The sequence below is a fragment of the Alteribacter salitolerans genome (assembly GCF_016901055.1).
In the GTDB taxonomy this organism is placed as follows: domain Bacteria; phylum Bacillota; class Bacilli; order Bacillales; family Salisediminibacteriaceae; genus Alteribacter; species Alteribacter keqinensis.
Map to the genome: position 1 here is coordinate 419,117 of NZ_JAFEUX010000001.1, position 22,806 is coordinate 441,922.

The 22,806-nt window shown below is 42.1% G+C and carries 20 protein-coding genes; 9 read left to right on the plus strand and 11 right to left on the minus strand.

Translation table 11 applies throughout. The annotated features are described in order from the left end of the window. Window positions 1-55: 55 nt before the first annotated feature. Together JSY36_RS01980 and JSY36_RS01985 are read left to right on the plus strand one after the other, a co-directional pair. Window positions 56-1,654, plus strand: coding sequence for an ABC-F family ATP-binding cassette domain-containing protein (locus JSY36_RS01980; RefSeq protein WP_205165029.1), 1,599 nt, complete (start codon window positions 56-58; stop codon window positions 1,652-1,654). Between the two features lie 146 nt (window positions 1,655-1,800). Next, window positions 1,801-2,775, plus strand: a complete 975-nt coding sequence (locus JSY36_RS01985; RefSeq protein WP_205165030.1) for a phosphotransferase enzyme family protein — start codon at window positions 1,801-1,803, stop codon at window positions 2,773-2,775. Between the two features lie 127 nt (window positions 2,776-2,902). On the opposite strand, the gene JSY36_RS01990 is transcribed toward JSY36_RS01985, so the two are convergent. Further along, complete coding sequence (locus tag JSY36_RS01990; protein WP_205165031.1) at window positions 2,903-3,778, minus strand: DUF3307 domain-containing protein; 876 nt, start codon at window positions 3,776-3,778, stop codon at window positions 2,903-2,905. Window position 3,779: 1 nt separating this feature from the next. Further along, window positions 3,780-4,472 carry a SatD family protein gene (locus JSY36_RS01995; protein WP_122896788.1) on the minus strand — a complete coding sequence of 231 codons (693 nt, stop codon included), beginning with the start codon at window positions 4,470-4,472 and terminating at the stop codon, window positions 3,780-3,782. A 193-nt stretch (window positions 4,473-4,665) separates the two neighbouring features. Here JSY36_RS01995 and rarD point away from each other — a divergent pair, with 193 nt between their 5' ends. The 4 genes from rarD to JSY36_RS02015 all read left to right on the plus strand — a co-directional run bounded on the left by rarD (window position 4,666) and on the right by JSY36_RS02015 (window position 7,945). Beyond that, window positions 4,666-5,598 carry an EamA family transporter RarD gene (gene rarD / locus JSY36_RS02000; RefSeq protein WP_336511424.1) on the plus strand — a complete coding sequence of 311 codons (933 nt, stop codon included), beginning with the start codon at window positions 4,666-4,668 and terminating at the stop codon, window positions 5,596-5,598. A gap of 11 nt (window positions 5,599-5,609) precedes the next feature. After that, window positions 5,610-5,930 carry a hypothetical protein gene (locus JSY36_RS02005; RefSeq protein WP_205165032.1) on the plus strand — a complete coding sequence of 107 codons (321 nt, stop codon included), beginning with the start codon at window positions 5,610-5,612 and terminating at the stop codon, window positions 5,928-5,930. 181 nt (window positions 5,931-6,111) lie between these two features. Further along, window positions 6,112-6,693, plus strand: a complete 582-nt coding sequence (locus tag JSY36_RS02010; protein WP_205165033.1) for a winged helix-turn-helix domain-containing protein — start codon at window positions 6,112-6,114, stop codon at window positions 6,691-6,693. Beyond that, window positions 6,686-7,945, plus strand: coding sequence for an MFS transporter (locus tag JSY36_RS02015; RefSeq protein WP_205165034.1), 1,260 nt, complete (start codon window positions 6,686-6,688; stop codon window positions 7,943-7,945). The genes JSY36_RS02010 and JSY36_RS02015 overlap by 8 nt, the downstream gene beginning before the upstream one ends. A 92-nt stretch (window positions 7,946-8,037) precedes the next feature. Here JSY36_RS02015 and JSY36_RS02020 read toward each other — a convergent pair whose 3' ends face one another. Further along, window positions 8,038-9,372, minus strand: coding sequence for an FAD-dependent oxidoreductase (locus JSY36_RS02020; protein WP_205165035.1), 1,335 nt, complete (start codon window positions 9,370-9,372; stop codon window positions 8,038-8,040). Between the two features lie 124 nt (window positions 9,373-9,496). Here JSY36_RS02020 and JSY36_RS02025 point away from each other — a divergent pair, with 124 nt between their 5' ends. Then, window positions 9,497-9,679, plus strand: coding sequence for an H-type small acid-soluble spore protein (locus JSY36_RS02025; protein WP_205165036.1), 183 nt, complete (start codon window positions 9,497-9,499; stop codon window positions 9,677-9,679). A 66-nt stretch (window positions 9,680-9,745) separates the two neighbouring features. Here JSY36_RS02025 and JSY36_RS02030 read toward each other — a convergent pair whose 3' ends face one another. From JSY36_RS02030 to JSY36_RS02040, 4 genes are all read right to left on the minus strand, one after another. Next, entirely contained in the window at window positions 9,746-10,426 is a 681-nt protein-coding gene (locus JSY36_RS02030; RefSeq protein ID WP_183163713.1) for a TVP38/TMEM64 family protein, read from the minus strand. Window positions 10,427-10,532: 106 nt separating this feature from the next. Then, a complete protein-coding gene (locus JSY36_RS02035) occupies window positions 10,533-11,258 on the minus strand; it encodes a ZIP family metal transporter (RefSeq protein WP_205165037.1) in 726 nt (241 codons plus the stop codon). Between the two features lie 106 nt (window positions 11,259-11,364). Beyond that, window positions 11,365-11,487, minus strand: coding sequence for a hypothetical protein (locus JSY36_RS20580; RefSeq protein ID WP_272873231.1), 123 nt, complete (start codon window positions 11,485-11,487; stop codon window positions 11,365-11,367). A 12-nt stretch (window positions 11,488-11,499) separates the two neighbouring features. Beyond that, window positions 11,500-12,783, minus strand: coding sequence for a helix-turn-helix transcriptional regulator (locus tag JSY36_RS02040; protein ID WP_205165038.1), 1,284 nt, complete (start codon window positions 12,781-12,783; stop codon window positions 11,500-11,502). A gap of 234 nt (window positions 12,784-13,017) precedes the next feature. Between JSY36_RS02040 and JSY36_RS02045 the strand changes: the two genes are divergently transcribed. Next, entirely contained in the window at window positions 13,018-14,112 is a 1,095-nt protein-coding gene (locus JSY36_RS02045) for an SDR family oxidoreductase (protein WP_205165039.1), read from the plus strand. 62 nt (window positions 14,113-14,174) lie between these two features. On the opposite strand, the gene JSY36_RS02050 is transcribed toward JSY36_RS02045, so the two are convergent. The 3 genes from JSY36_RS02050 to JSY36_RS02060 all read right to left on the minus strand — a co-directional run bounded on the left by JSY36_RS02050 (window position 14,175) and on the right by JSY36_RS02060 (window position 20,903). Beyond that, on the minus strand, window positions 14,175-17,345 hold the full coding sequence (locus JSY36_RS02050) for a UvrD-helicase domain-containing protein (protein WP_205165040.1): 3,171 nt from the start codon (window positions 17,343-17,345) through the stop codon (window positions 14,175-14,177). Then, entirely contained in the window at window positions 17,338-20,286 is a 2,949-nt protein-coding gene (locus JSY36_RS02055; protein ID WP_205165041.1) for a PD-(D/E)XK nuclease family protein, read from the minus strand. The genes JSY36_RS02050 and JSY36_RS02055 overlap by 8 nt, the downstream gene beginning before the upstream one ends. 95 nt (window positions 20,287-20,381) lie before the next feature. Next, complete coding sequence (locus tag JSY36_RS02060) at window positions 20,382-20,903, minus strand: metal-dependent hydrolase (RefSeq protein WP_183163712.1); 522 nt, start codon at window positions 20,901-20,903, stop codon at window positions 20,382-20,384. A 516-nt stretch (window positions 20,904-21,419) separates the two neighbouring features. Between JSY36_RS02060 and JSY36_RS02065 the strand changes: the two genes are divergently transcribed. Continuing rightward, window positions 21,420-21,686, plus strand: coding sequence for a DNA alkylation repair protein (locus JSY36_RS02065; RefSeq protein WP_236784392.1), 267 nt, complete (start codon window positions 21,420-21,422; stop codon window positions 21,684-21,686). A 20-nt stretch (window positions 21,687-21,706) separates the two neighbouring features. Here JSY36_RS02065 and JSY36_RS02070 read toward each other — a convergent pair whose 3' ends face one another. Then, entirely contained in the window at window positions 21,707-22,390 is a 684-nt protein-coding gene (locus JSY36_RS02070) for a type 1 glutamine amidotransferase domain-containing protein (protein WP_205165042.1), read from the minus strand. Window positions 22,391-22,806: the final 416 nt, after the last annotated feature.

The window sequence follows — 22,806 nt, forward strand, 5'->3', positions numbered from 1 at the left end:
GCCAGTGAAAATGTTATACTTTTCTAGACTTTGTATTGTAAAAGGATGAGGAAAAATGATTAATGTATCAAACGTTAGTTTGCGATTTGGTGATCGCAAGCTTTTTGAAGATGTAAATATTAAATTCACACCCGGGAACTGCTACGGCCTAATTGGTGCCAACGGTGCCGGTAAATCGACATTTCTTAAAATACTTTCCGGAGAGCTTGAAGCACAGACAGGTGACGTAAGCCTGCCGCCGAATCACCGGATGGCGGTACTGAAGCAGAATCACTTTGAATATGAAGAGTTCACCGTGCTTGACGTGGTTATTATGGGCCACGCGAGACTTCATGAAGTTATGAAAGAAAAAGACGCTATCTATATGAAAGAAGACTTCTCTGATGAAGACGGCATGAAAGCAGCCGAACTCGAAGGAGAATTTGCAGAACTTAACGGTTGGGAAGCCGAGTCTGACGCTGCAGTATTATTGAGCGGTCTTGGAATCGGTGAAGAATTGCATCAAAAGCAAATGGCTGACCTTACTGGTGGAGAAAAAGTAAAAGTCCTTCTTGCACAGGCTCTTTTCGGCAACCCTGATGTCCTTCTTTTGGATGAGCCTACAAACCACCTGGACATTAAAGCCATTAAGTGGCTTGAGGAATTCCTGATTAACTTTGATAACACCGTCATCGTTGTGTCCCACGACCGTCACTTCCTTAATAAGGTCTGTACGCACATCGCTGACCTTGACTTTGGAAAGCTCCAGATTTATGTAGGTAACTATGATTTCTGGTACGAATCCAGTCAGCTTGCCCTTAAAATGCAGCAGGATCAGAACAAAAAGAAAGAAGAAAAAGTCAAAGAACTTCAGAACTTTATCGCACGCTTCAGTGCCAATGCTTCGAAATCGAAGCAGGCAACTTCCCGTAAGAAGCTCCTTGATAAAATCGAACTTGATGACATTAAACCTTCTTCACGTAAGTATCCTTATGTGGCGTTTAAGCCTGAGCGCGAAATCGGTAACGACGTCCTCCAGGTAAAAGGACTTACAAAAACCATTGACGGAGTTAAAGTACTCAACAATGTAAGCTTCATTATGAACCGTGAAGATAAAATTGCTCTTGTAGGTGATAATGAAATTGCCAATACAACCCTGATGAAAATTCTCATGGGTGAAATAGAGCCTGACAGCGGTGAATATAAATGGGGCATTACAACAAGCCAGGCTTACTTCCCTCGGGATAACTCCAAGTACTTTGAAGGAAACGAAATGAACCTGGTTGACTGGCTGCGCCAGTATTCCCCGGAAGATCAGACCGAAACGTTTATTCGAGGCTTCCTGGGCCGTATGCTCTTCTCCGGTGAGGAAGCAAAGAAAAAAGCAAGTGTATTATCCGGAGGAGAAAAAGTACGTTGTATGCTATCAAAGATGATGCTTTCAGGATCCAACGTTCTTCTACTTGACGATCCTACGAACCACCTTGACCTTGAGTCCATTACAGCACTCAATAACGGGCTGATTAATTTCAAAGGTGCCATGATCTTCACATCCCATGACCACCAGTTTAACCAGTCTATTGCCAACCGCGTTATTGAAATCAAAGAAGAAGGCGTATTTGATAAAGAAATCACTTACGATGAATACGTGGAACTTCAGGCAGCAAAAAAATAAGCTTGTAAATAACCGGCACTCCTCTCTCAGAGGGTGCCGGTTTTTAATTATTAGTTACCATAATTTTATTATGTAAATTAAAAATACCTTTGAAGTTTTTCCAGTCTCAGTTATAATACAGCAAACAGGAACAAGGAGGAAATCAATTGGAAAAATACATTGACGAGCTCTTTACAGAAAGCATACTGTCCGAAGGTCTTGCGCAATTTGGTGTTATCAGTAAAAAGAAACTCGGGGATTTTGAGAATTATGTGTTTGAAGGCTCACTTGGAGATCAGCCGGTTATCGTCCGGTTTACACACAGCAGTCACCGTACAGCCGTGGAAATTGAAAGTGAACTCCACTGGCTGATGTATTTAAAGAGCAACAGCGCTGATGTGTGCGGTCCCCTTCCTTCGTTACATAACAACATGATTGAAAAAATCATAGCAGATGACCGTAACACATTCTTTGTATGTATGTTTGAAAAAGCAAAAGGAAACTCGGTAGACATAAAAAAAGAGCTTCATAACCCTTCCCTCCTGACTGCCTGGGGTAAAGCCACCGGCAAGCTTCACCACATTACAAAAAGATATTCAAAGCCACCGGAAATTCCAAAGCGTTCTGATCTTATATCTTCCTTTTCCAGTCAGTTTGACCCCTATCTTCCGGACGATGGTTTGATTAAGAAGCGAGTGAACCATGTGGTACAAAAGACGAGGAGTATTCCTCAAACACCCGAGACGTACGGACTGATTCATTCTGATATTCATTCAGGCAATTTCTTTTTCGACGGACGTGAAGTGTTCATTTTCGACTTCGATGATGCGGGCTATCATTATCTCGCAAGTGATCTGGCCATTCCACTTTACTATTCACTTCTTCATATTTCTGATAAAAAGACTCGTGACGAAGAGGCGGGAAGGTTTTTATTTTACTTTCTCAAGGGTTATGAGCAGTTAAGCACTCTTCCCCCCGGCTGCCTGAACGACCTTGAGGTCCTGATGATGTTCAGGGATTGCGAGCTCTACGGAGTGTTGAACAAAAAATGGGATACAACTCAGTTAAATGAAAAACAAGCGGGTTTCCTTAATGGAATAAAAGTACGGATACTGGAAGCAACCCCTCTTGTATCCCTGTAAATTCTGAATTACTGCATAACATCCACCTTTTATGATCGGTTTTGGTTTCTGTTAACCTTCTAAAAAGAAAGGAGACTCAGAAGGTCGCTTTTCTACCTTTTGAGTCTCATTCTCAACCAATGAACTTCTATTGTAAAACCCCAAGGGCCAGTACCCCAAGGACAATACCGATTAACGAGCTTGAAAAAGTTCCGATTAAATAATACTCTGCGAACTGTTTGTTATCAAACTGCTTGAATCTGGTGAGGGACTTCAAAGCTGCCAGAAAGGCCAGTCCATGAGGAAGCTGAACAAGAAGGAGAAAAATAATAAGCAGCCTTTCAAGCATCCCGATATACCTTCCTATTTTCTGGGGAGAATCTTTAAACAACTGCTCTGTTTTCACAGAAACCATTTCAGACTCTTTTTCCCCGTTAGGCAGAAATCTTGTTCTGACTTCTGTCTTTTCATTTGCAATCGTGTAATGATTTTTCTGAATATCATCTTTTGGTGTGAAGTCTTTCAAGAGAATCCCCAGAAAGTATCCCGCTCCGTATGTTCCAATGACAATGATACAGCCCAGGGCAACCACTCTCTCCATTGTTTCCCACGGATAAGCACCAGCAGAAAACAAAACAATACCGTCATAAATACCACTGAAGGAAAACGAACCTAAACCAAGGAGGGTCAAAACAAGTAAAATGGATATCACGTGAAAAACCTGGTCCAGTACAAATAACCCTGCCTGATATGGCGTTGCCTGATTTAGAGAAACGAGTCTGATTTTCAGGTAATCTATGAAAAAGTGAATAATTGCAATGAGCGCTGCTGCCAAAAGGATAAGGGAAATACTGCCCCCATAAATAAACCAGTAGACCATAAGGAGCACAACATAAACATTAACGTGAATGAAACTGTGGGCAAGGAGCCCTTTTATGATATTTTTTCTCTTTAGATCGATCAGTCTGTCACTCTGGAACAAAAAATCACAGAGCAGATGACCGAACAAAATCCATAGCCACACCCTATCCCCTCCTGTCTTCCAGCTTTTCGCCAATATAAATCAGCAGATCATCGAAGCTTTTTTCCATCGCCTTTACTCTAAGATATTGAGAGCGTGCCAGCAAGTAACTAACGGTGGATTTCGGTGATTTGTAACCAAGTTCTTTTCCTGCTTTTTCGAATGTATAATCCGGATTTGTTTCTAAAAATGAAATTGCTTCCCGTTGTTTTTTCGTCCACGCATGTTTCTTTTCGAGAATCGTTAAATACAGGCTGTTCAATGAAGAAGCAGGAGCTTCTTCAGAAGAGAAAAAGACTGCGCTCCGAGCCCCCTGCTGCCATACCTTCCCTTCCTCACCTTTTTGCTTCAATTCATCATCCCTTGCTGACAAGGCTTGAAGGACTGCACTTCCGTTAACGGTATGAATCGACGTTTCATTATTTTCCACATATCCGATTCCTACTCCTAAATAAAATGAAAGTCCTCCGCTTTCCAGCGTTTCTGTCATTTGCTCGATAACCGGTCTGACCTGTGAAAAAGCAGTCAATGCCCCAATCATCTCATCCCCGCCCCGGATATCGAATGGTACGATGATATTTTTTTTAAACTGACGGTTCAATTTTTCTTTACACAGCTTTAAAGTTTTCATCAGCTGCTGTTTATTTACGATTGAAGATTTCTTTATGTCAATCGCAAAACATACTGCAGGTTTCATTTTAATCACCTCCAATGATATCAACCGGCTTAAAGTTGATAAAAAAACATCAACAAATTAATAGTTGTCGCATTTACGTCAACTATAACCTGAAAACTAGCATTATTCAACAATCCTTTCGGAAGGCAAAACATTTACAACTTACTTTTTCCGATATACACTAGATAAAAACGTGTGAATCGGGGAATGACAGGTGAATAAGCAGGAACAGCGCAGCCAGACAATCATGGGAATAACGGCAGGAACAGGTGCTTATATGATATGGGGATTTCTCCCAATCTATTGGAAGTACCTTGGGCATGTGCCGCCGGCGGAGATTCTCGCTCACAGAATCATCTGGTCCCTGCTTTTTATGTGTATCGTTATTGTCATCTTGAATAAAGGTAAAGAATTACTTGAAGACCTGGCCTATTTGAAGACTCATCCAAAAATCACAGCCGGTCTGATTCTGGCCAGCTTATTTATTTCTGCAAACTGGCTTACCTACATATGGGCGGTGGCTAATGACAGAATTATTGAAGCGAGCCTCGGGTATTATATTAACCCTCTCGTAAGTGTCTTTTTGGGCGTTGTTTTTCTAAAAGAGAAGGTAAACTTCTGGCAGAAAACATCATTTGTTCTTGCTGCTGCAGGAGTGCTTATCCTTACTCTGTCCTTTGAAGGTGTGCCTGCAGCAGCCATCCTTCTTGCTTTAAGTTTTGCCTTTTACGGACTGGTTAAAAAACTTACAAAGATCGGTGCTTTCACAGGGCTGACCTTGGAAACCCTTGTGCTGGCCCCAGTATCCATTGGCTACCTTTTTTACATTAACGAGGATGCCGGCTCAGCTTTTTACGGCGGGGACGTAACCCTGCCCCTCCTTATCGGAGCAGGCGCCGTGACTGCTGTACCTCTTCTCCTGTTTGGTATCGGAGCTAAGAAGATCCCTCTCTCCATGATTGGGATTCTCCAGTACATTGCTCCGACCATTATGCTTTTTTTAGGTGTTTTCTCATACAGCGAAACGTTCCAGTTCGTTCATCTTTTTTCGTTCAGTGTCATTTGGTTTGCTTTAATTCTTTATTCTTTCTCGAACACAAAATGGCTCAACCGGTTTAACCCTGTCAGCAAGAGCCTGTCCCAGTGAGGAGGTTGCTTATGAACCTGGATCGTATCGTTTTTATTCTATTATTTCTGGCGGCACTTATCATTCTTGTTTATTCTGCAGTCGATCTCCACAACTATCCATACTTTCTGACTTCTTCAATCGTAGTGGCTGTATCATTAGCCTTGTTCTTTATCTTCATGCCAGTTTTAACAAACCAATGGTACGTAAGACTCATAGTGGTAAATGGGATTGTCATTATCCTTATGCCGGTTTTGGAGTCAGGATTAAGGTGGATCTTTGTTTCCCTTCTTTATGCTTCCCTCCTTCTGGCTACATACGGCGCCTGGTACTTGCTCAAGTTAAAAAAATAATGCTGGCTCTGACCCCCGCTCCGGTCAGAGCTTTTTCCTTCCGCTCAAAAGGGAACGTATGTTCTTATTTTAACATAGGGAAGAATTTTCTCAATAATCCAAAATAACTATTGACACTTTAAACGTTTCAGTAATATAATACATTAAAATAAAATTGAACGTTAAAGGAGTTTAAATCCATATGGCTAAGCCGTACATTATTAATGATATTGAACAGCTGAAAGTGATTAGCGTTCCGATTCGAATCAAAATATTGTGGGAGATTTTCGAAACACCGCGTACTGGTAAGATGATTGGAGACCTCCTTGATACCCCCCCGTCCAAAATCCATTATCATCTGAAAGAACTGGAGCGGGTAGGTCTTATTTATGTAGAATCGACCGAAGAGAAAAACGGCATTGTTCAGAAGTTTTATAAAACAATTGCTCCAGGTTTCCAACTCGGAGATGTCCTTCCCCAGCAGGAAGGTGTTGTATTGAGTGATTCGTTAAAGGAAAATATCGTAACTTCCCTTGATAAAACAAAATCAATTGTGAAGCGCGGAGAAGAAGAACTGTCCGCAGAGACGTTTAACTATTTTACAACGCTCAAACTGACCCAGGAGAAGTATGACGAGGTAAGAAATAAATTTCGAGAAATTGCTAAGTTTCTTATGGATCAAAAAGATGCAGACACTTCCGGAAAAAAAGGAAATGAGTATCATTTTAATTTTATAGGTCTTCCTGCAGGAAATAAAAATGAAGGGGAAGAAGAACATGAGTGAAATGGCAGTAAAAGTACAAACCGGCAGCGAAACGGAGCGGCCCCTTTTTAAGGAAAAGAATTTTGTGTTTTTGTGGCTGGCAGGTTTGTTTTCAAGCATGAGCATGTCGGTTTTCCTTTTCAGTCAGTCATGGTTTGTCGTACAGAGTCTCGGGCTTGAAGCCTCACTCGGACTGATTTTTATTGCTTCAACAATCCCCCGCCTCTTATTCATGGCCATAGGCGGTGTCATTGCGGACCGCATCAGCAGAACCAAAATCATGTTTATCTCTGACATTACCCGTGCACTTCTCGTAGGAGGGCTGGTCCTCTTTCTCATCACTGATCTGATAAACCTTTGGACACTCGTGTTTTTTGCCCTTTTGTTCGGTGTTCTGGATGCTTTTTTCTGGCCTGCATCCGGTTCAATCCTGCCTACACTCGTGAAAAGCAAGCATCTGACAAGAGCAAACTCCATTATTCAGATGACCAATCAGATGGCCATGATCTTCGGACCGATGATTGCAGGTTTTGTTATTGTTCTTATCGGTTTTACCGGGTCCTTTACTCTTACCAGTGTATTGCTTTTATTAGCCAGCGTGTTTGTTGCCTTCATAAAATTAGCAGGGAAAACGTCTTCAAATCATGCAGAAGAATCCGCTCCTTCTTTACTCCAGGAACTAAAACAGGGAATTGTTTATGTAAAAACATCCGATCAACTCTCAGCGCTTCTGATCACGACTGCTTTTCTGAATTTATTTATTGTCGGTCCCCTCATGATGGGTCTGCCGTTGTTTGTTTCAAACGTTCTTCAGGGTACGACACTGGACTTCAGCTTTCTTGAAGGTGCCTTTGCTGCCGGGATGGTTGCAGGCTCCATTACCATTGCCGTGTTAAATGTAAACAAAAAACGCGGTTTCATCGCTATGTTAAGTGTTCTTGGAATGTCTGTGGCCCTTCTTGTATTAAGCCAGACCCTTCTATTATGGCAAAGCATGCTTGCGATCTTCATACTTGGGATTACATTTTCATTTTGTAATATTCCGTTAATCTCCGCTATTCAGGACATGTGTGATAAAAACATGATTGGAAGAGTTATGAGTTTATTAACGATGTCATCCATGGGTCTGACTCCTGTTTCTTTCGCCATTACCTCTTTGTTACTCTCGATTGGTGTAAGTATTCACTACATCATGGTGACAGGTGCATTTCTTGTTATGATCCTTGTTCTGTTCGTTTTTGTTAAGCTTCCGGCAGTTAAAACTATTCATTAAAACAAGGGATTAAGAGGTTGACCCAAAAGATGTTTTTTACCTTTTTGGATTAACCTCTCTTTTTTTTACCGCTCACCTGTTCAGACAAGAAATCAACGTTTCTCCCACGGGTAATCATCTTCTCTTGTAAAAAAGTGCCTAATTTTTGTCTCATCGGATAATGTATACCGTGAGCTTTCCCCGGGAGGAAACCCTATATGTCTCGGCCAGTCCAGAAGATTCATGGGCCACATTCCCATTCCTGATATATTAAGGAGATGTTTAAAGTGAAGCCTCGGATGATTCTCAAGGTGTTTTAATGCCTTCATTCTTAATTTCTGCCACGCCCTGCTTCTAAACGAATAAACAAGAGCACTCTGATGACTGAGCCCGGAAACAAATTCCGACCTCGGTTTACGGACCCGTTCATACCACCCGAGCATCTGGGGATCGGTGCGGTTATTTGTAAACATCCAGCAAAGGAGTTCGCCCAGAACATCGGCATCCTGAATGGCCATATTCATCCCCTCCCCAGCCATTGGATGCACGCTGTGGGCAGCATCTCCCAGAATAGCCATTCCTTTCTCAACATAATGAGAAGTATTATGACGGATTGGGATCATCAGCTGAATCTCTTTCCACTTTTTTATCTGGTCCACGTACCCTCTCATTTCCGGCATAAAATCATAATAAGCCTGAAAAACAGGTTCAAGGCCTTCTTTTCTCATTTCCTTGTAACGTCCCGGCTCAATCATATAGACTGACCTCACTTGATCATCGGGCAGCGGAAATAAGCCTACAAAATGGTTTCTTGTTGCCAATATGGTCGCCTCTGTAAGAGACGGGGGCCTCGGAAAGGTAACAGTGAGAAAATGATGATTATACTGCATGGAATGCAGGGTTGAATCCATTGCTTTTCTGACCGGGGATATTCTTCCTTCTGCACCGACAATAAATCGGGTTTTTACTTCCCTTTCCTCCCCATCCTGATTAATAACAGCTATTTGTTCTGAATGGTCCCTCCCTTCCTTTATCCGTACAAGCTTGGCAGGGGTCCAGTAATCAAAAGAAGGATAATCGTTCGCTTTTTCAAGAAGCAGATTTCTTATCTTTTCATGAGGGGCCATTCGGGCATGATTATATTTGGTAGGCAGCCAGTCATAATTCAGCCGGCTGTGATAAAGAGTTTCAGGTGCTTCCCCACTTTTCAGTTCAACCTCGTACGTATGAATTTTATCAAGCTCATAGGAATGGGGCAGTAGCTTATCAAGCAAATCCACTTCATCAAGAATCTGAAGACTTTTAGGCTGAAGGAGCTCCCCTTTATAAACAAGTCCTCCCTTAACATCTTTTTCAATTACAAGAAGGTTGACACCGCACCGGGCAAGCTTAACTGCAAGAGTGAGTCCTCCGACACCTCCACCAATAATAACCACATCATAATCCAAAGCATCCACCACCTTTAACTTTTAAAATATTTCCCCTTAGGCCGGACAGGTAAACACCCGGTGCATAATTCAGTACCCGGATTCAGATAATGGAAAAGAACAGAAAATAATGGAGGTGAATGATATGGACGCTATGCGCGCACAGGAAATTGTGGATTCTGCAAAAGAACACAACGTATTCTTTAACGGCACCCGGGTGTGGATTCAGCACGTGGATTCAGAAATGGATACAGCGAGAGTCTTTCCAGCGAAGGATCCGGAAGACGAGATGACCGTTCCTCTTGACCAGCTGCAGGAGCAGCACTGACTAAAAAAGGAGGAGACTCAAAAGGTGAGAATATACCTTATGAGTCTTCCTCCGTTGTATCTTTTACTATTTTGTTTCATCAACAGGCTCCAGGTCCGGATCAAGGTTAATATTACGCTTACCTAATTTACTCCGGACATATACAGGAATTAAAAAAGCCACAAGGAAAGTAAAGATTGTTACAAGAATCATCCGCCAGTCCCCGTCGACAAAACTTGCACCGAGAAACGTAAAAGCAAATGTGCCGGGGATAATCCCGCACATTGTTGCCCCTATATAAGTTTTAAATTTAATTCTCGATATGCCCGATAGATAACTCACAAGATCAAAGTTTACGACCGGGAGGATCCGTAAAACAAGAACATAAAAGAACCCGTGTTTCTCTACCCGGTCCTGAAGAACTTCTGCTTTCCCTTTCCACTCACGCTTCGCTACTTTTTTCCCGAGCTTTCTTGCCAGCCAGAATGATAAAGTTGCACCTAATAAAGATCCCACATACGTAAATAACGGGGCGAAAAAAGGCCCGAAAGAAAGTCCCCCCGCGACTGCCAGTACTGAAGCCGGAAAAAGGGTTAATGGCCGTATCGCGAAAATAAAAATGTAAAGAAGCGGGGCCAGAATTCCGAATGAGAGAATCCAGCTTCTGATGGAGTCCGGATCAATACGAAAAAATGACTGATTTAAAAAATACACAAGATATACTGCAGCGAGAATTACAATCATTCTTACAGCGATTTTTTTCCACATATTAAACCCCTTCATCATAAGTGTCCTGCTTTTCTATACCCGGTTTTATACCTGCATCACTCTTCAATACAAAAAAACATACCACGAACGCAGTATGTTTTCAAACTCAGAACACTGTAGTCAGTAAAAGCATTGCCAGAAGTCCGAGAATAAATGAATAGGTCGCAAAAAGAGCATTCCCATCTCCGTGACTTTCGGGAATTAATTCTTTGTAAATAATATACAGCATGGATCCTGCAGCAAATGCAAGACCAAACGGAACAACACCATCTGCAAAACTGGTTAAAAAATACCCTGCCAGTGCTGAGATATATTCAAGAACTCCCGTAAGAAGTGCGATGAGAAAGGCTGTTATCATACGAACTTTCTGCTGTATAAGGAATAGGGCAATTAAAAAACCTTCAGGCATATTCTGAAGACCGATTGCCAGTGCAATTAAAGGACCAAGCCCCTCTACTCCGCTCCCGTAGCTGACCCCTACCGACAAGCCCTCAGGCATATTATGCAGAGCTACTGCTGTAATAATAAGCATGGCTTTTTTATCAATTTTAACACCGTACCCATGCTCCAAATGATGATGGGGAACCGTCGTTTCAAGTATAGTTAATGCAAGAACCCCGGCGGTGAGACCAAGACTGACCATTATAAAATCGGATAATGCCAGAGCCTGTGGAATAAGTTCGAAGACGGCAGCTGCCATCATCACACCTGCACATAAGGCTAGAAGCACATCGCGAAACCGGTGTGTTCCCTTTCTGAAAATAAGGGCAGGAATCGCGCCGATACCTGTTGCCCCCGCTGCAACAGCACTGCCGATTAAAAATTCATTCACCTTCAACCACCCGCTTGTCCTTATTCAAGATATAACAGTATATTTGATTAAAAGAAAAAGAATTACAAAATAAAAAAAGGTGAGCGGAATGCTCACCTTAAAATACTTACATTGCTGATTCAGTTACTGAAAAAGGCATTACCCAATCAGGATCTGAAGCAAAGCTTACATCTCCAGTTCCCACAAATAAAACACTCGTTAGCAATGCAAAAGCGATAATCTTTTTCATTGTTAATCCTCCCTATTTTTCTTTTAATTTTATATGGTATTGATAGAACAACCTGGCAGACTCGACTAATAATTCTTGATCGTTTAATTCCTGGCCTAATTCATAAGCTGATTTTGCAGCATTAAAATATAATTCTGCATTTTTATAGATCTCTTGTGAAAGTTTAGTATAATCTATATATTTTTCCATATCCCCTATTGCCTTATGGTATAAACCAACAGTACCGTAACAGTTCGCTTTGTACAATGAACCTAATTCACTGTCATGCTTAGGTATATAGGTAAGGATCTCTTTAATATGCAACTCAGCTAATTCATAATCCTTACAAGCAAGGTGACATCGTGCAAGCATTTCAATACTATTCACTAAATCATTAGGGAAAGATCCTACTTTTCTTTTTAGGGCAAGAGCACGATTCCCAAATTCAATAGCTTTATTGTTATTATTCAACTTTAAATATACCAGTCCAATATTATGAAAAATATAGGATGACGTTTTTAAATCACTGTTATAAATCAGGAGATTTTGGGCCTTTTTATAAGTATCAAGGGCATCCTCGTAATCATCTCTTCTAAAATAGATGTTGCCTAAGTTAATATAAGTATCGGTTAGTTGTTTAATCTCACCAATATCCTGAAAGATACTTTCTGCTTTTTTCAGGTGTTGTTCACCCCAACTGAGGTTCCCGATAAAAGCATAAGTGATACCAAGGTTAAAATAACAGATCCCAACTTCAAAGGGATATTTTTCGAAGTTTACTTTTACATTGATGGCACTGTGTAAACTCATAATAGCTTTCCAGTATTCTTCTTTGAAAAAATACAAAGCACCGTAAACCCTTAAGTAAATAAAGTATAAATCGTTAAATGTTTTAACTGTCTCTTCGTCCATACTTTCTATTAATTCATAAGCTTCTTTAACTTTTCGCTCTTTAATTAACACCTGACATTCTACAATTATTAGTTTCGTTTTGAGTTCAGTAGAAAAATGCTCTTCTAACTCTTTCGCTCTAACTATGTTTTCTTTAGCCAGCTCAAGCAGCTCACGATAGGCATACCTTAGTGCAGAATCAAGCAGTTCATTCGCCTTGCGAATATTTGTTTCCTTTTCAATTCCGAGCAGAGAATCTACAGATGTACCCAGCCTTGCTGCTAATTCAGGCAGGATATCGTCAGGAACGTGACGAACATTGTTTTCAATGTCCTGTATGTATTTTGGAGATAATATTCCGTCGGCCAGTTCCTCGACGGTCAAGCCACTTTCATTTCTGAGTAATTTAATTCTGTCTCCAATCATTTTACCACCTGAATCTGAATGTTTAGATAGTTAACAACATTATACACCATAATACTATTGATACTAGCTCACTCCATCCAATTAGATAAAAATTACCTAGATTTTTTTAACATTTCTTGAATATAGACTTAGTTGCATGTTCATTTTCATTACTATTTTACTAGGTGAGTGTTTAACAAATACATTATATAGAAGTATATGGATCCACTCAGACTATAAAGGAGGTTCATTTCGATGAATACGTACTTTTTTACCGGGTTTCCCGGCTTCATTGCAAGGGAGCTTGTAAGAGAAATGATCAGGCAGAAAGGAAAGGAAATTAATTCGATTTACCTTCTTGTCATGGATTCGCAGGCGAATGCAGCAGAAGAGGAAGTAGCCAGGATAAAGGAAATGGAATGTGGAAATGAAATTGCCTTCCATATTGTTAAAGGAGATATCACAAGTCCTTCCTTATTTACTGATCCGGCAGCCATTTCAAGAATCCGGGAAGTCGATTATGTTTTTCACCTCGCTGCGATTTATGATCTGGCCGTTCCTTACAGGAAAGCATATGAAGTAAATGTAAAAGGAACAAAGCATATTAACGATTGGCTCCTTACACTTCCGAACCTGAAACGCTATGTCTATTTCAGCACGGCTTATGTATCAGGAAAGCGGGAAGGGATTATTTATGAAACTGAACTGGACGAGGGACAGAAGTTTAAAAACGATTACGAAAAAACAAAGTTTGAAGCAGAAATCCTCGTCGAAGATATGAAAGATCATATTCCTGTTACGATTATCCGCCCTGGGATTGTCAGGGGCCATTCCAATTCCGGAGCTACGATAAAATTTGACGGTCCGTATTTCATTTTAAATATGTTTGACCGCCTCTCTTTTCTGCCTGTCATTCCCTATCTCGGTGCAGGGAAGGCAGACGGAAACTTTGTTCCGGTAGACTATGTGATTCAAGCAACAGCCTATTTAAGCCATGCTGACTGTGGAGCAGGAAAAACCTATCACCTTACTGATCCAGCTCCTCTTCCTATGAGGGAAGTCTACCGTCTGCTTATGCTTGAGTACCTTGGAAAACAGCCTGTTGGGATGATTCCCCTCCAGTCAGCCACCTACCTCCTTAACTTCCGGAAATTGAGGCAATGGGTCGGAGTGGAAAAACAAGCCCTCGCTTACCTTACGTGCCGTGCAACCTATGACACTGCCCAAGTTCAGGCTGACCTGAAAGATTCAGACATTGTCATTCCCAGTTTTACAGATACACTTCGTTCGATGGTATCTTATTACAGAGACCACAAAGAAGATAAAAATAAGCGTGTCTTAATACATTAAAAAAAAGGGGACTTAAAAGGTCGTACCCAAGCCTTATAAGTCCCCACTTTCCTTTTTCACTTCTACTGATCAGGATAGCGGACAAAGTGAAGCATCGCCTCTTTTACCGGTTCATTTGTGACCTTTGTCCAGGAGTTAATATAGGCATCCAGCTGCTTTTGATAAACAGATCTCAAAGCCGGCAGTTCACCGGGGTTTTTCAGGTGATCCGTTTTATAATCCACAATCACCCATTCGTTATCTTCCTTAAAAATCAGGTCAATAATACCGTTATGAATCACCAGACCAGCTTCCCCGTGCTCCTGATAGGTGAAAGGAACCTCAGTGTACACTTCACTTGCCTCTTGAATTCTCTTATAAACAGAAGACGACTGAAAGTCATTTAAAAGAGTTTCCGCTTCTTCTTCACGGCTCATATCGAGTTCAAATATACCAAGAAGGTAGGGGATTTTGCTTCTTGCTTCATTTCCATCTTTAATCTGCTGTTCAAATAGGGCATGGACAAAGCTTCCCCACTCTTTACCTCCGCCTGTTTCCCGTTCTAAAAAGACAGTGTCACTGTCCTTTTCAGAAGGGGTCACGTAAGTATAGGAACTTCTGCCTGCGTTAGTAATCCAGTCTTCTCTTTCACGCCTCAGGGACTGATACTCTCGAAAGGAAACTACCTGCTCCTGCTTCGATTCAGATTCCGGCGGTTCAAACGATGCTGGAAGTTCAATCTCTTCAAGGCCGGTAATACCTATATGGAGGGTCTGCCATGGATTAGCTTTATTTTTATCTTTATCTGTCCGGCTGACGATGAGCATTTCTTCTGCTCTCGTTGCAGCGACATAAAGAAGACGGTCTTCCTCTGCTTTCAGGTATTTCATCTCTTCTTCTTTTTTTTCGGCCCACCCTGCAGGCTGGGCAATCAATTCCTTATGGTTAAAGGCACCCACTGATCTGCTGAATGTGAAATAACCTGTGGAACCTGTCTCTGAGCGGTGGATGTGCTTATCAATAAACTTCCCCACATCTGTCCATTTTTTAGGGTGGGCAAGAAATACATAAGGAGCTTCCAGACCTTTGGATTTATGAACGTTCATCACTCTGACTGCCTGATGATCTTCGGGCAGAAGGATCTCTTCGTGAGCCGCCTCACTGACAAGTTCGTAGAAATACGCTGCTAAGTCTCCAAATAACGCATTCCCCTGGCTTTCCTTTTCCCGTACCTGATTGATCATCTGGAAAAAATGAACCACATCACGTTTTGATCTGTTTTTCATGACGTATTTAGACAGGAGCAGCAGGTCATCCGCTACCATTCCTATCGTAGCTGACGGAAGTTTATCTTTGGACCATTTCAAATAGGTCCGTAATTTTTCAAAAGCGTAAACAAGCGTCCGCTGTTCACTTCCTGCGAGGCTTTCCGGGATTCCGGAGAATGCATGAAGCTCACCGCCTGCTTCCTTAAACTTAAACAGGAGCTCATCACTTATTCCAAAGAACGGCCCCCTCAAGACTGCTGTAAAATAAAAGGAACTTGACGGCTTGGCAAGATATAAAAGCAGGTGTGCAAAGCTCGTGAGAAGGTGATCACCACATAAACCGTATTCACCTGAAGTCATAACCGGAAGATTAAACTCCTGAAGCACTTTTGTATATTCCGAAACGCCTTCGTTGTACCTTGTTAAAATCATAAAGTCACTCGGTTTTGCCTTCCCGGTTTTTACTTTCTCGACGATGTACGCGGCAATGCGGCGGGCTTCCGCCTCCATTACTTCGTCTTTTTTCCCATCCGGAACCGTTAGTGAATAGACACCTTTCATCTCTTCATCACTTTCATCCTGCTTAAAAGAAATCAACGGTCTGTAGGCTGCCTGGTAAGAATCCTCATATTCAGGCAGTGCAGCTTCAAACACAGGGTTGATCCGGCTCGTAATCCTGCTTGTTGTTCTGAAATTCATTACAAGGTCAAGGGTCTCCCCTCCGGTTTTTGCAATCATCTGCTTTACTTTCTGGTAAATATCTATATCTGCACGTCTGAAACGGTAAATGGACTGCTTTGGGTCTCCTACGACAAACAGTGAGCCGGGCTGTGGAGTCTGCTTTGTCCAGTCCCGTTCTTCATTTTGTTCACCTGTGAGAAGAAGCATCATTTCAGCCTGTACGGGGTCCGTATCCTGAAATTCATCAACCAGAAGGCAGCGGTACTTATCTTTAAAGTACTGCCGGACCTCCGGCTGCTCTCTCAGGAGCTTTGCTGTAAGGAGAAGCATATCCTGAAAATTCAGCTGGGAGAGCTCCCCTTTCAGCTCTTTGTAGGCAGTAAGGGCCGGTCTGATAAACGGAATAATAAGCTGGTGGCAGTACTCCGCCCATTCTTCAAGAAACCGAACAACCACTTCATGAAATGCCTTTGCCTTCTCCTCAATATCCTTTGCCTCGTCTTTGGACGGCCAGCGGTTTTGTGTAACGGATGGTTTACTGTTAAAAAGTTTAATAAGAGCAATTTTGTTACGGTCTTCATTAAGGTTAAAGTAGGAAAGCTGGTTGATTGCATCCTTCATTTTTTTTTGTAAATTGTCATACCCTTTTACCGGTTTTTCATCAGGTAAGGAGCGTTTTGCATACTCAACAAGTCCGAGAAGTTCACGGTACACAACGTCCAGTTCGGGTTTTTCCTTAGGTTTTGTATACCAGGACACATCCTCATATTCTTTTACCGTCTTTAACGCCAGTCTGAGCTCTGCCACGTTCATTCCAGCATCGTGGAATTGTGAAAGTTTTTCAGGATTATAGAGCCTCGTTGAAATCAAATGGCGTTCCCATGACTGTTCCAGTAACAGCTCATCTTCCTGATCGTCAAGCTCTTTAAAATCAAAATCGAGGCCCGCTTCCACCGGCCGCTCCCGCAATAGTTTTGAACAAAAAGAGTGAACCGTACCTAAAAAACATTGATCAAAGCTCTCAAGTGCTCTGATAACACGTTCTTTCTCCCCGCTTTGGAGAGTCATTTTTGCCGTTTTTTCCAGTGAAGCCTGAAACCGTTCTTTGAGCTCATCGGCTGCTTTTCTGGTAAATGTAATAGCGACAATTTCGTGGATACTGTACTTTCCGGATAGAATCAGGTTTGTCATTCTCGTTACAAGACTTCTTGTTTTACCGGACCCTGCTCCGGCCTCTACTAAAAAGTTCCTGTCCAAATCATTGTTAATTAACTCCCGCTGGTGATGGTCAATAAGATCAGTCATATTTCCGCACCTCCCTTAATCGCTTCGCTCCTTCTGTATCAGGGTGTGCCAGTTTCTCCTGAACCAGATCTTCGTCATAACGGTGTCGCATACAGACAGGCTTATAGTCACAGAACTTGCAATCATTCGGGTCCTCTGTAAAGGGAAACTGTCCTTCCTGAATAAATGCGGTGAGGTGGTCAACGATTTGAAGAAGTTCCGCTTTCTTTTGGTCATCGAACTTTCTCAGAACCTGCTCTCCCTTTCCTTTTCTGGTCGGAAACAGGTAGTGAGCTGCCGAAACCACAGGTCTGTCTGCTTCATTCAACAGTTCAAAGGCCAAGGCATACAGACTGTGCTGAAGTTTTCTTCCGCCATTAAAGAAACCTTCCTCATCAAAGCCAAATGTTCCGCCGGTTTTATAGTCCACCGTACCGAAAGAACCATCAGGCAGCTTGTCCACACGGTCGATCTTTCCTCTTAACTTCAATGTTCCTTTTTCTCCTACAGGAATAGAAACACTGTCTCTTTCCTTAAAACCAAAGTCATATTCAAAGTGAACAGGTTTACGGTTAGCAGAAAAGGTTTCTTCAAGTTTAAGGAAAATGTAGCACGCATCCAGGATTTCCTGACTTTCAAGCTCATAAATCACCTCATTGGGCGGCGGTAAAATCGTTCTTGTTTCTTCTATTGCCGTTTTTGCGATCGGTTCGATCCATTCCATTGTTCCATCAGCCTGAAAGGTTTTTCCTTCGTCATAAAGGTACTGGTAAAACCGTTCAAAAATGGCGTGCAAAAGCGTCCCCTTCGCTGCCGGATCCAGCCAGGCATAGCGGTCTTCTTCTTCATCCTCTTCAGCTTCAATCCCGAGAATATCCTTCAGAAAGTACCGGTAGGGGCAGACAGCAAGGTTTTCCAGTTTGCTTGCGCTCATCACCACCTGGTCATTTACCAGAGGGTTAAGGAGTGCGGTCTGTTTATTCAGGTGTCCGTCATATGGGGTCAGTTCTCCTTTTTGCCTCAATGATTCCGCTCGATTCCCTTGAAGAAGATGGGCAAAAAGTTCATTATTATAAAATGTTTTTTCAAGACGTCCGTTCTTAAACAGCACATTCGTCCACCAGGAAGACTCACTTACTTTTGAAGTCTCTTCATTAACAAAGGAAGAGGCATTTGTTAATGCTTTTTCCACGTCTTCCCCTGTCGCTTCATAGTTGCCTGACTGCACACGGTACAGCTGTATAAAAGCGTAGGCGGGAGTTGCCTTTTTATTGTTTGCAAGGTCCATAAGAGGATAAGAAAAATGCGTCTTCCCCTTAAGACATGTCACAATGCTTGCTGTCTTCCAGGCTTCACGTTTTATATGCTCAGCCGATGTCATCATAAAGGGATGAATGGCTGTACGTTCCTGATCGAGAAGGATAGGATCTTCTTTTTGACTTCCAGGGATGTTTTTATTTGTCATACCGGGAATAAACACGTGTTTAAAATGATAATAAAGGCTCGTCCTGACCGGAGTTACATGCAAATGACCCGGCTTTGGCATCGATGCAGTTGCACTCATTTGAGAAAACCAAAATTCAGACTGGGCAATCACCTCACCGGCTTTTCCCTTATATGTAAGGTGAGGGATGACTTGTTCAATCATAAGAATGATATGGGATCTGCATGAAGCATCGTCTTGTCCCGACGGGCGAACCCAATTTTTGAGATAGGTAATCATACTCTCGAGAAACTGAGCAGACGTTACAGTGTCATACCTGCTGTTAACCGGGACCAGTTTAAACAGTGAAGCGAGCCAGGACTTTAATTCAGGATACTCCCCTGTTTCTTCAAGACGCTCAATAACCCTTCTGTATGAAGAACTCCCTTTTTTAACTCCGTGGTTTTTAAGGATACGGAGCATTTTTTTAACTGAAACACCTTCAGGCTCAAACAAACTGCGTTCCTGCAGCATACGTTCCAGATTTTTAAAGGTGAAGTCTGATTTCATCCAGTCCAGAAATGCAAACAGCATTTTTCCTGATGGATAATAAGAAACAGGCACCCCTTCAGAAAAGGTCACTTGAAGACCATTCTTTTCTTTCAGATGATAAAGAAGGCTGTGGTAGGTGTTGGCATTCGGATAATAAATCACAGCCTGATCGAAAGGGATATTCTCGTTTTTCAGATGGGAAAGGATCTGGTTAACTTCGTCTTCCGCACTGAAGGCAACCTTTAATGAATAGTCACCTTTATGCTGGACCATCTTCTCTTCAACGGTTACTTCTGCAGGAACGGAATCCCTGCTGATCATCTGACGGTTCTGTTCGGTATTTTTAAGGTTTGAATAGCCGGGTGCATATACAGAGGCTTTGTCTGTATACCGGTTGATAAATGATGCCGCTGCCGGATGGTAGGCATCGTGGGGGAAAAAGACAAACACCTGCTTTTCCAATGCTGTCTTTGAATCAGATAACGCTTCCTTGATGAGATCCGCACGATCCACATACCCTTCTTTTATCCGGGACTGTTCGTACCTTTCAATAATCTTTAGAATGTCCTCTCCTTTTTCCACCTTTTGAAATGAGGATGTATTTAGGGAAGTAACATCCTCCAAACTCCGTTTAATATCGAGTATGGCACGGTAGACCGATTCACTTAATGAAGGTGTGAGTTTGATCGATGAAAAGTATTCAAACTCATTGGCAGCTTGCAGCTCCTTCATAATTTTATAGACTAGCTGCCTCCCTGCTTCCTGGGGAAGTTCTTTTTTCCCATCACGAAGCAGTTTCCAGTACACCGTTTCTTTCACCAGGTCTTCAATAGTTTTACTATGTACGTTAACAACAGGTGTGTTTTCTTTTGCCAGTGCTTCCACTGCCAGGCGGCCATCACGTTTTGAAGGGACAATAAATATTTTTTCCTCCAGTGGATGCTTTTTGACAATTTCAGTGAGACTGTTTAAAAAATCTGGTGACATGATCTCCCCTCCTTTTTAATATCGAGACTTTTTTCTCCAAGAATGGTCTCTATAATAAGGTTGCTTTTATACGATCATACGTTCCTTTTATCATATCACGGAAAAATAAGAGTTTGAATACCCGGACCTTGTAAAATATCTACAATCAACTCTCCTTGCTGGATAAATACAATGGAGATGACAACGCTTATAAACAAAATGATGTTTTCAGCAAGTCCGGAGGTTTTGTATGTAACAGGCATTTTTAACCGAAACGAACTGAATGGAGCAAACAGCGGGATGCTCCTGCTTGAAAACAGATCTCCTGCCAGATGTACAGCGTAGCCAATTAATAGACCCGTTAGAAATGGATGCTCAAACGGAGACAACAGATAAGCTAGGATCATCCACGTTAAAACAGAATGAGTGATGCCCCTGTGTCCGAAGATACGCTTAACCGGCCTTGATATAAATGTAAGCCTTCTCCCTAGAAAAGAACTTGGTTCATCAATATCCGGAAGCAGACTCCCGGCAATCAGCCCCGTTATATAAACAGTAGTAAAAGAAGTGTCCTGCTGAAAAAAACAAATGCCGCTTCCGGCTGCGATCGTTGTTGCAAGGTGTGTGTCGTATCTCATCTGCATATTCCTTTCAAATTCCACTGCTGTTTTATAGTTATTGAATGAATAATAAAGACTGTTTTCGCAAAGATTGTAGCTTTTACTGAAAGAGGTTATAAAGCTGAAATGACTCAGACTCCTGTGGCAGTGACGAACTCATACACTTTGAGCAGGCTGCGAGCTGCTTCGACGCAGATAACTGCGAAGCGTTACTGGAAGAGGAAGAAGCAGGGTTCTTTCTCACCGATTGCAGACACTGCCACACGAAAAGCGAAGAGCACGCAGGCTGCAGCTTCATTATCTGTCCTCTAAAGGAACTGATAATAGCAATAATTTATGGGAAAACAGCGATAATTAAAGAAGGTTGATTGAAGTAAAACAGAATTCAACCTGACATAGATTTTATAAGAACTCTTAATGTATCACACTCCTTTGCAGGAAGTAAGAGAGTGTTCTATTAAATTCTGTATCAATGGTTATACTATAAAAAAGAAAAGTTGTTTTCATATAAGATTGCACCGGTAAGAGAAGAAAATGCTGAAAGAAGGAGATGTGATTATGCATCATACGTATATGTGTCCATCATGCAGAGCAAAGACACGATTCAACGTAATTGACCAGGTGGTAACTTCAGTAATGTGGAATAATGATGATGGAGCTTACGAGGAAGTAGAAAGACAGGAACCTTTCCACTTGACCTACCAGGGCCCTGACAAGCGCGTCCAATGCGGAAGCTGCGGGCTCGTGGAGGATGAATTAAGGTTCATTAAAATGGCTGAGAATGCAAACAACCAGGCGTAACAGCCTGGTTGTTGTTTTATTTATTCGTAAGTTGTTTTCCGCATCGTCTCAACAACATCCACAAACGCTTTTGCTACTGCCAGGCTTGATTGCGGGTTCTGACCGGTCACCAGGTTGCCATCTGTAACCACATAGTCAGACCACATCGGACCCATTTCAAACAATGCACCGTTTTCTCTGAGTGATGTTTCAAGAAGGAAAGGCATATGCTTGTCCAGCTCTGTGGATTCTTCTTCTTCATTTGTAAAAGCAGTCATCCTTCTTCCATCAACAAGGGATGTGCCATCAGATTTTTTTACTTTCACAAATCCGGCAGGACCGTGACATACGGCACCAATGGGCAGGTTATGATCTGCAAAGTGGGTTAATATCGTCTGGAGTGAAGGGTCATCCGGAAAGTCAAACATGGTTCCGTGACCACCCGGTAAAAAGATACCATCGTACGATTCTTTTGAGACCTGCTGTAATGGGGCCGTCTCTTCCAAACGCTTGAGAGGCTCGTTCCACGCCTCGGGCTGATCGTTTTCAATACTGACAGGATCCAAAGGAGCCTTCCCGCCTCCCGGACTCGCAACCGTGACATCATACCCTGCTTCAATAAAGGTAAGATAAGGCTCGACGAACTCGGATACCCAGATGCCTGTTTTATTATCGGAATTAATTTTGTCTGCGCTTGTCACTACCATAAGCATTTTCTTTGCCATCGTAACACTCCTTTTGGTTTCCAACGATTATATTCTATCTCCTTGTTCCACGATTCATTCCCTTTCAAACATCCAGCCTTGAAGTTAAACGTTTGTTTAATTTCGCAATTTTCTGTTATTGTTTCTGTCTGTCGAGACTTCCACGGATGAAGTCACAACCTATCCGGGCTGAACGGTGATTTTTCCTTCTTCCCGGAAAAATAGTGTCTCCACATAACCACAACCCTTATATTCCAGTGAGACCTGTCGTAAAACAAACTTGAATTCATAGTCAGAGGAACCGAACCCTCCTGCTCCACCCATAGACCTGCTCGTAAACCGCCACCACTCAATTGGAGTCCTGGGGCAAAATTCGACAATGCCCTCTTGAGTACGCTGCATTATTTATTCAGATGAAACAGAATAAATTTTATCAT

What these genes read in the sequence shown, in the direction of transcription:
- JSY36_RS01980 (WP_205165029.1), top strand. Translation starts at nt 56, where the DNA reads ATGATTAATGTATCAAACGTTAGTTTGCGATTTGGTGATCGCAAGCTT.
- JSY36_RS01995 (WP_122896788.1), bottom strand. Translation starts at nt 4,472, where the DNA reads ATGAAACCTGCAGTATGTTTTGCGATTGACATAAAGAAATCTTCAATC.
- JSY36_RS02005 (WP_205165032.1), top strand. Translation starts at nt 5,610, where the DNA reads ATGAACCTGGATCGTATCGTTTTTATTCTATTATTTCTGGCGGCACTT.
- JSY36_RS02010 (WP_205165033.1), top strand. Translation starts at nt 6,112, where the DNA reads ATGGCTAAGCCGTACATTATTAATGATATTGAACAGCTGAAAGTGATT.
- JSY36_RS02015 (WP_205165034.1), top strand. Translation starts at nt 6,686, where the DNA reads ATGAGTGAAATGGCAGTAAAAGTACAAACCGGCAGCGAAACGGAGCGG.
- JSY36_RS02025 (WP_205165036.1), top strand. Translation starts at nt 9,497, where the DNA reads ATGGACGCTATGCGCGCACAGGAAATTGTGGATTCTGCAAAAGAACAC.
- JSY36_RS02030 (WP_183163713.1), bottom strand. Translation starts at nt 10,426, where the DNA reads ATGTGGAAAAAAATCGCTGTAAGAATGATTGTAATTCTCGCTGCAGTA.
- JSY36_RS20580 (WP_272873231.1), bottom strand. Translation starts at nt 11,487, where the DNA reads ATGAAAAAGATTATCGCTTTTGCATTGCTAACGAGTGTTTTATTTGTG.
- JSY36_RS02040 (WP_205165038.1), bottom strand. Translation starts at nt 12,783, where the DNA reads ATGATTGGAGACAGAATTAAATTACTCAGAAATGAAAGTGGCTTGACC.
- JSY36_RS02045 (WP_205165039.1), top strand. Translation starts at nt 13,018, where the DNA reads ATGAATACGTACTTTTTTACCGGGTTTCCCGGCTTCATTGCAAGGGAG.
- JSY36_RS02050 (WP_205165040.1), bottom strand. Translation starts at nt 17,345, where the DNA reads ATGACTGATCTTATTGACCATCACCAGCGGGAGTTAATTAACAATGAT.
- JSY36_RS02055 (WP_205165041.1), bottom strand. Translation starts at nt 20,286, where the DNA reads ATGTCACCAGATTTTTTAAACAGTCTCACTGAAATTGTCAAAAAGCAT.
- JSY36_RS02060 (WP_183163712.1), bottom strand. Translation starts at nt 20,903, where the DNA reads ATGAGATACGACACACACCTTGCAACAACGATCGCAGCCGGAAGCGGC.
- JSY36_RS02065 (WP_236784392.1), top strand. Translation starts at nt 21,420, where the DNA reads ATGCTGAAAGAAGGAGATGTGATTATGCATCATACGTATATGTGTCCA.
- JSY36_RS02070 (WP_205165042.1), bottom strand. Translation starts at nt 22,390, where the DNA reads ATGGCAAAGAAAATGCTTATGGTAGTGACAAGCGCAGACAAAATTAAT.